The organism is Paraburkholderia sp. SIMBA_053 (assembly GCF_046534895.1).
Lineage (GTDB): Bacteria > Pseudomonadota > Gammaproteobacteria > Burkholderiales > Burkholderiaceae > Paraburkholderia > Paraburkholderia caledonica.
The window spans coordinates 1-234 of record NZ_JAWRXU010001777.1 but is presented as its reverse complement, the minus strand read 5'-3'; the positions used below and the strand labels follow the sequence as shown (position 1 = coordinate 234).

Sequence of the window (234 nt, the reverse complement as noted above, 5' to 3'; positions counted from 1 at the left end):
CACCAGTACGATCAGGTTGCCGAGCAATACCGTCAGCACAGCCTGCCACGGCGACATGCCCTCTTCTGTCAAACCGGCCGCGAGCATGTACGACGCGATGTTCATCACCATGCCGACCCAAAGCGCGGCGAAGTGATACCACCTCCACGTGCGCTGCGCGGGGCCCGTCGGCGCGAGGTCTTCGTTGTATAGACTGCTGCCGGCGTGAGTCGTATCGGCGGATTGCGCTGTCTG

1 protein-coding gene is annotated in these 234 nt (G+C 62.8%); it reads right to left on the bottom strand.

The window, feature by feature from the left end:
- Positions 1-234: cytosine permease (locus tag SB753_RS41635; protein WP_410805764.1), on the bottom strand; the 234-nt coding region annotated here is incomplete at both ends.